At 70.6% G+C, this 9,158-nt stretch carries 12 protein-coding genes; all 12 read left to right on the top strand.

Annotation, left to right across the window (positions count from 1 at the left end):
* Positions 1-55: 55 nt before the first annotated feature.
* The 12 genes from QM568_RS04055 to lgt are packed head-to-tail and all read left to right on the top strand — an operon-like array spanning position 56 to position 9,074.
* Positions 56-1,420 (top strand): RsmB/NOP family class I SAM-dependent RNA methyltransferase, encoded by a 1,365-nt coding sequence (locus tag QM568_RS04055; protein WP_415136079.1) that lies wholly within the window; start codon positions 56-58, stop codon positions 1,418-1,420.
* A gap of 4 nt (positions 1,421-1,424) precedes the next feature.
* Positions 1,425-2,105: a ribulose-phosphate 3-epimerase gene (rpe, locus tag QM568_RS04050; protein WP_415136067.1), complete on the top strand. Its 681-nt coding sequence runs from the start codon at positions 1,425-1,427 to the stop codon at positions 2,103-2,105.
* Entirely contained in the window at positions 2,102-2,365 is a 264-nt protein-coding gene (locus QM568_RS04045) for a phosphoribosyl-ATP diphosphatase (RefSeq protein WP_415136065.1), read from the top strand. The genes rpe and QM568_RS04045 overlap by 4 nt, the downstream gene beginning before the upstream one ends.
* Before the next feature lie 39 nt (positions 2,366-2,404).
* Positions 2,405-3,247, top strand: a complete 843-nt coding sequence (hisG, locus tag QM568_RS04040) for an ATP phosphoribosyltransferase (RefSeq protein WP_415136063.1) — start codon at positions 2,405-2,407, stop codon at positions 3,245-3,247.
* Positions 3,247-4,008 carry an imidazole glycerol phosphate synthase subunit HisF gene (gene hisF / locus QM568_RS04035; RefSeq protein ID WP_415136061.1) on the top strand — a complete coding sequence of 254 codons (762 nt, stop codon included), beginning with the start codon at positions 3,247-3,249 and terminating at the stop codon, positions 4,006-4,008. Before hisG ends, hisF begins: the two co-directional genes overlap by 1 nt.
* The gene (gene hisI / locus QM568_RS04030; RefSeq protein WP_415136059.1) at positions 4,005-4,376 is read left to right on the top strand and encodes a phosphoribosyl-AMP cyclohydrolase; all 372 of its coding nucleotides are present in this window, start codon (positions 4,005-4,007) and stop codon (positions 4,374-4,376) included. The genes hisF and hisI overlap by 4 nt, the downstream gene beginning before the upstream one ends.
* The gene (locus tag QM568_RS04025) at positions 4,373-4,960 is read left to right on the top strand and encodes a Trp biosynthesis-associated membrane protein (protein ID WP_415136057.1); all 588 of its coding nucleotides are present in this window, start codon (positions 4,373-4,375) and stop codon (positions 4,958-4,960) included. Before hisI ends, QM568_RS04025 begins: the two co-directional genes overlap by 4 nt.
* Positions 4,961-5,011: 51 nt before the next feature.
* Positions 5,012-5,242 (top strand): DUF6704 family protein, encoded by a 231-nt coding sequence (locus QM568_RS04020; RefSeq protein ID WP_415136055.1) that lies wholly within the window; start codon positions 5,012-5,014, stop codon positions 5,240-5,242.
* Positions 5,242-6,018 carry an indole-3-glycerol phosphate synthase TrpC gene (gene trpC, locus QM568_RS04015; RefSeq protein WP_415136053.1) on the top strand — a complete coding sequence of 259 codons (777 nt, stop codon included), beginning with the start codon at positions 5,242-5,244 and terminating at the stop codon, positions 6,016-6,018. The genes QM568_RS04020 and trpC overlap by 1 nt, the downstream gene beginning before the upstream one ends.
* A complete protein-coding gene (gene trpB / locus QM568_RS04010; RefSeq protein WP_415136051.1) occupies positions 6,015-7,235 on the top strand; it encodes a tryptophan synthase subunit beta in 1,221 nt (406 codons plus the stop codon). Before trpC ends, trpB begins: the two co-directional genes overlap by 4 nt.
* Positions 7,232-8,035, top strand: a complete 804-nt coding sequence (gene trpA, locus QM568_RS04005; protein WP_415136049.1) for a tryptophan synthase subunit alpha — start codon at positions 7,232-7,234, stop codon at positions 8,033-8,035. The genes trpB and trpA overlap by 4 nt, the downstream gene beginning before the upstream one ends.
* A gap of 10 nt (positions 8,036-8,045) precedes the next feature.
* Positions 8,046-9,074, top strand: coding sequence for a prolipoprotein diacylglyceryl transferase (lgt, locus tag QM568_RS04000; RefSeq protein ID WP_415136047.1), 1,029 nt, complete (start codon positions 8,046-8,048; stop codon positions 9,072-9,074).
* Positions 9,075-9,158 lie beyond the last annotated feature (84 nt).

Here is a 9,158-nt window from a genome sequence, read left to right as displayed (position 1 = left end):
GCGGCGCGCCCGCCCGCAGCGCACCGGCTCGCCGCGAGGGGAGCGCTCGCGTGCCGTGCAGCCGGCGCGGCAGGTCGCGTACGACGTGCTGCGCGCGGTGTCCGACTCCGACGCCTACGCCAACCTCATGCTGCCGTCGGCGATCGCCGATGCGGGCCTCTCCGAGCAGGACGCTGGGCTCGCCACGGAGCTCACCTACGGCACCCTGCGCCGTCGGGGCACCTACGACGCGATCATCTCCGCGGCGGCCGCGCGGCCGGCATCCGAAATCGATCCAGGCGTGCTCGACGCCCTGCGCCTCGGCGCGCACCAGATCCTGGCGACCCGCGTCGCACCGCACGCGGCCGTGAACGAATCCGTCAACCTCGCCGCGGCGCAGGGACGGGGGGCTGCGAGCTTCGCGAACGCGGTGCTGCGGCGCATCGCCCGCGAGAGCGCGGAGAGCTGGCAGGAGCGCATCGAGCAGGAGGCGCGCTCCGACGACGAGCGCCTCGCACTGCGCACGGCGCACCCGGTCTGGGTGATCCGGGCCCTCCGCCGCGCGCTGGCCGCGGAGGGGCGCGCCGACGAGCTCGACGCACTGCTCGAGGCCGACAACGTCTCGCCCGAGGTGACGCTGGTGGCCCTGCCTGGTCTCGCCGAGCCGGGCGAGCCGCGCCGCCCCTACGCGCCGACGGCCTTCGCCTCGCCGGGCGGAGACCCGCACCGGATCGTCTCGGCATCTGGCGGGACCGTCCGCGTGCAGGATGAGGGGTCGCAACTGGTGGCGCTGGCGCTGACGGCTGCGGCGCCGATCCGGGCGGGGGAGCACTGGCTCGACCTGTGCGCCGGGCCCGGCGGCAAGACCGCTCTTCTCGCCGCCGTCGCCCGGGAGCACGGCGCGGTTCTCGAGGCGAACGAGGTGGTGCCCGCACGAGCGGGCCTCGTCCGCAACGCGATCAGGCCGGTGCCGGGCGAGGTCGTCGTGCACGAGCAGGACGGCAGTGCTCTCGCCGCCTCGCGGCCAGGAGCGTTCGACCGTGTCCTCGTCGACGCCCCCTGCACAGGGCTCGGAGCGCTTCGCCGCCGACCGGAGGCGCGGTGGCGGAAGTCGCCCGCTGACGTCGCCGACCTCGTCCCCGTGCAGACGGAGCTGCTCGCGGCGGCGCTGGACGCCCTCGCTCCCGGCGGCATCGTCGCCTACGTCACGTGCTCTCCGCATCTCGCCGAGACGACGGGCGTCGTGGAGGACGTGCTCCGCGACCGCGACGGGTTCGCCGAGCTCGACGCGCGGTCCGTCGTGAGCGGTATCGCCCGGCATCCGATCGACCTCGCCGACGGCCGCGCGGGGGCGGTGCAGCTGTGGCCGCACCGGCACGGCACCGACGCGATGTTCCTCGCCCTCATCCAGCGCACCGCATCCGACTCCCAGGGAGACTGACCTCATGGACCTGCCCCGCGCCCCGCGGATCAACCCCAGCATCCTCGCCGCCGACTTTGTGAACATGCAGCGGGATCTCGCGAAGATCGCGACGGCCGACTTCGCCCACGTCGACGTGATGGACAACCACTTCGTGCCGAACCTCACGTTCGGCCCGCAGATGGTCGAGCGCATCCAGGCCACGAGCCCGATCCCGCTGGATGTCCACTTGATGATCACCGACCCCGATCGCTGGGCCCCTGGGTACGCCGAGCTGGGCGCTGCGAGCGTCACCTTCCACCTCGAGGCGGCGACCGAACCCGTCGCCCTCGCCCGGCGGCTGCGCGCCATCGGCGCGCGCGCCGGCGTCGCCATCAAGCCCGATACGCCGGGGGAGAGCCTGTACGAAGTGCTCGACGAGTTCGACCAGATCCTCGTGATGACGGTCGAGCCCGGTTTCGGCGGGCAGGGCTTCATGCCCGAGACGATGCCGAAGCTGCGCGCGCTCGTCGACGAGGCGAAGCGCCGCGGATCGAACGTGTGGTTCCAGGTCGACGGCGGCATCGCCGACAGCACGATCGAGATCGCAGCGCACGCCGGTGCCGACACGTTCGTCGCCGGATCCGCCGTCTACGGCGCCGAAGACGTCGAGGCGGCCGTCATGCGGCTCAGACACCTCGCCGAAACGGCTAGCCTGAAGGGGTGAAGACTTTCGACGAGCTGTTCGCCGAGCTCAGCCACAAGGCCGAGACCCGCCCCGCGGGTTCGGGCACTGTCGCGGAGCTCGACGGCGGCGTGCACACGATCGGCAAGAAGATCGTCGAAGAGGCCGCCGAGGTGTGGATGGCCGCGGAGTACGAGTCCGACGAGGCCGCGGCCGAGGAGATCTCCCAGCTGCTGTACCACGTGCAGGTGTTGATGATCGCCAAGGGGCTCACGACGGCGGACGTGTACCGACATCTCTGATGCGCTCCGTCCCATCCGATCCGATCTGAAGGCTGATTGATGCTGCGCATCGCTGTTCCCAACAAGGGCTCGCTGTCCGAGACCGCCGCCGAGATGCTCGCGGAGGCCGGTTACGCCGGCCGTCGCGACCCCAAGACCCTGCACGTGATCGACGCCGAGAACGACGTCGAGTTCTTCTTCCTCCGCCCCAAGGACATCGCCACCTACGTCGGGTCGGGCGCGATCGACGTCGGGATCACCGGCCGGGATCTGCTGCTGGACGCGCGGATGCCGGGCGCCAGGGAGATCGAGGCCCTCGGGTTCGCGGCGTCGACGTTCCGCTTCGCCGCTCCGACCGGGCGCTTCGGCGACGTGTCGGCGCTCGACGGTCTGCGCGTCGCCACCTCCTATCCGGGCCTCGTCGACGCCTTCCTCGACGAAAGGGGGATCGCGGTCGACCTGGTGCCCCTCGACGGCGCCGTCGAGTCGGCGGTGCGGCTGGGCGTCGCGGATGCCATCGCCGACGTCGTGGAGACCGGAACGACGCTCCGCCAGGCGGGCCTGGAGGTCTTCGGGCCGGTGATCCTCGAGTCGGAGGCCGTGCTCATCGCCGGCCCGCAGGACGCCGACGGGTCCGAGACGCTGCTGCGGCGGCTTCGCGGCGTGATGGTCGCCCGTCGCTTCGTGATGATCGACTACGACCTTCCGGTCGCGCTGCTCGACGCCGCCGTGAAGATCGCCGGCGGCATCGAATCGCCGACGGTGTCGCCGTTGCGCGACCCCGAGTGGGTCGCCGTGCGCGTCATGGTGAAGCGGTCTCGGGTGAACGCCGTGATGGACGAGCTCTACGCCCTCGGCGCCCGCGCGATCCTCGTCACCGCGATCCACAACGCGAGGCTCTGATGACACTCGCGAAGCGCGTCATCCCGTGCCTCGACGTGGCGGCCGGCCGCGTCGTCAAGGGCGTCAACTTCGAGAACCTGCGCGACATGGGCGACCCGGTCGAGCTCGCCAGCCACTACGCGGCGCAGGGCGCGGACGAGATCACCTTCCTCGATGTCACGGCCACCGTCGATGAGCGCTCGACCACCTACGACGTCGTCCAGCGCACCGCAGAGCAGGTGTTCGTGCCACTGACGGTCGGCGGCGGAGTGCGCACGGTCGACGACGTCGCGCGTCTGCTCTCGGTGGGCGCCGACAAGGTCGGTGTGAACTCCGCGGCCATCGCCCGCCCCGACCTCATCGGCGAGATCGCCGACCGCTTCGGCGCACAGGTGCTCGTGCTCTCGCTCGATGTGAAGCGCGCGCCAGGCACCGCCTCCGGATTCGTCGTGACGACCCACGGCGGCCGCACGACGACGACCATCGACGCCCTCGCGTGGGCGCGCGAGGCGGCCGAGCGGGGCGCCGGCGAGCTGCTGGTCAACTCGATCGACGCCGACGGCACCCGCGACGGATTCGATCTCGAGCTCGTCCGGCTCATGCGCGAGGCCGCATCGGTGCCCGTCATCGCCTCCGGCGGCGCGGGAGCCGTGGAGCACTTCGCGCCCGCCATCAAGGCCGGAGCGGATGCCGTGCTCGCCGCGAGCGTGTTCCACACCGGAGCTCTCACCGTCGCCGAGGTCAAGGACGCGATGCGCGCCGAGGGGATACAGGTCCGATGAGCACCGCGAACGACGACGCGAGCGTCGAGGAGCGCCTCGCCGGGGTGAGCTTCAACGCCGACGGCCTCGTCGCCGTCATCGTGCAGCAGTTCGACACGCACGAGGTCCTCATGCTGGGCTGGGCGGATGCCGAGGCGCTGCGCTGCACGCTCACCACTGGTCGCGCCGTGTACTGGTCGCGCTCGCGTCAGGAGTACTGGCGCAAGGGCGACACCTCGGGGAACATCCAGGTCGTGCACGAGGCGCGGCTCGACTGCGACGGCGACGCCGTGCTGCTGAAGGTCGATCAGACCGGCCCTGCCTGCCACACCGGCACGCGCACGTGCTTCGACGCCGTCGATCTGCACGCGACCCCCGGCGCGGCATGACCATCGCGCGTCGAGGGCGCTCGCTCGCCGTCTCCGGATTCCTCCTCGGCGGCGCCGTCGGCATCATCTCCTCCACCCAGTCGTGGCTGACGGTGCAGCGGGCGGACTCCGCATCGGAGATCCTCGTACCGGGGGCGTCGGCGCTGCCGCTGCTCGCGCCGTTGAGCCTCGCAGTCCTCGCCCTGGGCGCCGCGCTGTCGATCACCGGCCGGGTGCTGCGCTACGTCTTCGCCGTGCTCGCCGCCGCCGTCGCGGTGCTCCTGGGCTGGAGCACGCTCCAGCTGCTCGTCGCGCCCGGCATCCCGGCTGTGGCGTCGACAGTGACCGAGGTGACCGGGCTCGCCGGCCGCACCGCGCTCGAAGGCGTCATCGCCTCGATCGCGCCTTCGCCCTGGCCTGCGATCGCCCTGGCCGGATGGTTCGTGCTGCTTCTCGCCGCGGTCGTCGTGCTCGCCACCGGCGGACGGTGGACGCGCGGGGGGCGCCGGTACCGGACGGATGCCGCCGCGGCGTCATCGAGCGGCCCCGTGGACGCCGTCGATTCATGGGACGAGCTCTCGCGTGGCACCGATCCGACGCGCTGACCCCGATAGACTGAACCCGATCCAGCAACGCCGTCCCCCTCGGAGGAGAACATGACCAACACGATTGCAGACCCCGGCCACGGACACTCACCTGCGGCCTGGGTCGCCGTGATCATCATGCTCCTGGGCTTCTCGCTCGGCACGCTGTTCTTCTGCGTCGAGCAGCCGCCGCTGGTGTGGGCCTCGGTCGCGCTCATCCCCATCGGCGCCATCGTCGGCTGGATCCTCGCGAAGGCCGGTTACGGCGTGAAGGGCCCCAAGTACCAGCCGAAGGGCCACTAGTGGTCCTCGCCGACCTGACGGCCGGCGCTGTCGCCGACGCGGAGCGTCGCTCGCTCACCCGGCCGCTGGCCGAGGTGGAGCGCGCCGCTCTCGCGCGCCCGGCCGCCAAGGACGCCCTGAGCTTCCTGGCGCCGGCGGACCGGGTCAAGATCATCGCAGAGGTCAAGCGGGCGAGCCCCTCCCGCGGTGCGCTCGCGGAGATCCCGGATCCTGCGCATCAGGCCGCGCTCTACGAGATCGGAGGCGCCTCGGCGATCAGTGTGCTGACGGAGGGGCGCCGATTCGGCGGGAGCCTCGCCGACCTCGAAGCGGTCACGACGAGGGTGTCGCTGCCGGTGCTGCGCAAGGACTTCATCGCGACGCGCTACCAGGTGCTCGAGGCGCGCGCCGCCGGTGCGGACCTCGTGCTCCTCATCGTCGCCGGCCTCGACCGCGAGGTCCTCGCCGATCTGCACGGCTTCATCCTGGAGCTCGGCATGACCCCGCTCGTCGAGACGCACTCGGCCGACGAGATCGAGACGGCCGCCGACCTGGGCGCCGCGCTCATCGGCGTGAACGCCCGCGACCTGAAGACGCTCGAGCTCGATCGCGACCTGTTCGGCCGTCTGGTCGAGCACATCCCGGACTCCGCGATCAAGATCGCCGAGTCCGCGGTGCTCACACCCGCCGATGTCGTGCACTATCGCTCCGGGGGCGCCGACGTCGTCCTCGTCGGCGAGGCTCTCGTCACCGGCGACCCCGTGTCCACGCTCAAGAGCTTCCTGGAGGCCTCATGAGTCTTCGCGACCAGCACGGTCCGCAGTTCGGCGACTACGGCGGGCGCTACATGCCCGAGTCGCTCATCGCCGCCATCGACGAGCTGACCGAGGCGTATGCCGCGGCGATCGTCGACCCGTCGTTCCGCGCCGAGCTCGCCCAGCTGCTCGGTTCGTACGCGGGGCGGCCGTCTCCGCTGACCGAGGTCACCCGCTTCGCCGAGCACGCCGGCGGCGCGCGCGTGTTCCTCAAACGCGAGGATCTCAACCACACGGGATCCCACAAGATCAACAACGTGCTCGGCCAGGCGCTGCTGACCCGGCGCCTCGGCAAGACTCGCGTGATCGCCGAGACCGGCGCCGGCCAGCACGGCGTCGCCACCGCGACCGCGGCCGCACTGTTCGGCATGGACTGCACGATCTACATGGGCGAGGTCGACACCGAGCGCCAGGCGCTGAACGTCGCGCGCATGCGCCTGCTCGGCGCCGAGGTCGTCGCCGTGACCTCGGGCTCGCGCACGCTCAAGGATGCGATCAACGACGCGTACCGCGACTGGGTGGCGTCGGTGGAGACGACGAACTACATCTTCGGCACTGCGGCGGGCCCGCATCCGTTCCCGGTGATGGTGCGCGACTTCCAGAAGATCATCGGTGAGGAGGCGCGCCAGCAGCTGCTCGACGAAACCGGCCGCCTGCCGGATGCCGTCGTCGCCTGCGTCGGCGGCGGATCCAACGCGATCGGGATGTTCGACGCGTTCCTCGACGACGAGAGCGTGAAGCTCTACGGCGTCGAGGCGGCCGGCGACGGCGTGGACACGGAGCGGCACGCCGCATCGATCGAACGGGGACGCCCTGGGATTCTGCACGGCGCGAAGACCTACGTGCTGCAGGACGAGGACGGCCAGACGATCGAGTCGCATTCGATCTCGGCTGGTCTCGATTACCCCGGCGTCGGCCCTGAGCACGCCTGGCTCGCCGATATCGGGCGCGCGGAGTACATCCCGGCCACCGATGACGAGGCCATGCAGGCGCTGCGGCTCCTCAGCTGCACCGAGGGGATCATCCCCGCGATCGAGTCCGCACACGCCCTCGCCGGTGCGCTGCGGCTGGGTCAGCAGCTCGGACCCGACGCCGTGATCGCCGTCTGCCTTTCCGGCCGCGGCGACAAGGACATGGACACGGCGGCGAAGTACTTCGATCTGTACGACGAGAGCGCCGACGAGGAGGAGAGCGCATGAGTCGCGTCGAAGAGGCGATCAGCAAGGCGGAGGCCGCAGGACGCAGCGCTTTCGTCGGCTACCTCCCCGTTGGCTACCCCGATCTCGCAACGAGCATCGAGGCGGCCATCACCCTCGCCGGCAACGGCGTGGACATCATCGAGCTCGGGCCGCCGTACAGCGATCCCGTCATGGACGGCGCCGTGATCCAGGAGGCGACCACGGCCGCCCTCGCCGCCGGCTTCAAGATGAAGGACCTCTTCACCGCCGTGCGCGCGATCACCGCCGCCGTCGATGTCCCTGTACTCGTGATGACGTACTGGAACCCGGTGTTCCAGTACGGCGTCGACCGCTACGCCGACGATCTGCTCGCCGCTGGCGGCGCTGGCCTCATCACCCCCGATATCACGCCGGACGTGGCAGGGGACTGGATCGCGGCCAGCGAGCGCACCGGCCTCGATCGCGTGTTCCTGGCCGCACCCACCTCGACCGACGAACGACTCGACCTCGTCGTCCGCTCTTCCACCGGTTTCGTCTACACCGTCTCCACCATGGGGATCACCGGCGAGCGTGCCGAGCTCGACCGCGCGGCGCGCACCCTCGTCGCCCGTCTGCGTGCGCACGGCGCGACGCGCGCCTGCGTCGGCATCGGCATCTCCACCGCCGAGCAGATCGCCGGTGTCAGCGAGTACGCCGACGGGGCGATTGTCGGGACCGCGCTCGTCCGCGCGCTGCGCGACGGCGGCATCGCCGCGCTCGCGGAGGTCACCCGTACCCTGGCCACCGGCACGTCGTCGGCGCGGGCTTCCCACGAGAACTAGAATCGCACTCATGCCCATCGCGCTCCACAGCACCTTCACCGGCGTGCTCGCCAGCATCCCGAGCCCGCCCGTCGCGTATTTCGATCTCGGGCCGATCCGGATCCACTTCTACGCGCTCTGCATCATCACCGGCATCATCGCCGCGGCGCTGTTGACCAACAAGCGCCTCACCAGGCGCGGCGCGGAGCCCTGGGTGGTCATCGACGTCGCGATCGTCGCGGTGCTGCTCGGGATCATCGTCGCCCGCGTGTACCACGTGCTCACGCATCCGACCTTCTACTTCGGCGAGGGCTCGAACCCGTGGAACCCTTTCCAGCTCGGCTCGGTCTGGGCGATCTGGGAGGGCGGCATCGCCATCTACGGCGCCCTGATCGGCGGCGCGATCGGAGCATGGCTCGGATGCAAGTGGAGCGGCATCCGCTTCTGGACGTTCGCAGACGCGCTCGCTCCCGGCCTCCTGCTCGCCCAGGCGGTGGGCCGCATCGGCAACTGGTTCAACCACGAGCTGTTCGGCCTGCCGACCGACCTGCCCTGGGGTCTGGAGATCGAATCGACGAACGCCGCTTTCCCGGCGGGGCTGCCCGATGGCACGCTCTTCCACCCGACCTTCCTCTACGAGGTGCTGTGGAACGGGCTCGGCGTTATCGTGCTGCTCTGGCTCAGCCGCAAGGCCACCGCCTTCCAGTGGGGCCGCCTCTTCGCGATCTACCTCTTCTGGTACAGCGCGGGACGCATCGTGTGGGAGTCGATCCGCATCGACCCGAGCGAGATCTACTTCGGCCTGCGCAGCAACGTCTGGGCGGCGATCATCGGTGTGATCCTCAGCGTCGTCATCTTCATCGTGCAGACGCGCCGTCACCCGGGACTTGAGCCTTCACCGTACCAACCCGGCCGCGAACAGCGCGGATCAGGCGCTGATGTAGACTCGCAGGACAATACCTCCGACTTCGTCGATCTCAGCGAGCCTGAGGTCGACGACGTCCCCGTAGGAGCCGCCGCCACAAGCACCGCTCCCACGGACGCAGAGGGCCGCCGATAGCCACTGCGATCCGTGAGGATCCCACTGCATCAGCCCGGCCGATGACGCCCCCGGGTCCCCCGACGATCTGAGGACGGTTCAGGT

Origin of the sequence: Microbacterium sp., assembly GCF_047607465.1 — a bacterium.
Lineage (GTDB): Bacteria > Actinomycetota > Actinomycetes > Actinomycetales > Microbacteriaceae > Microbacterium.
This window is presented reverse-complemented; position numbering and strand designations above follow the sequence as displayed.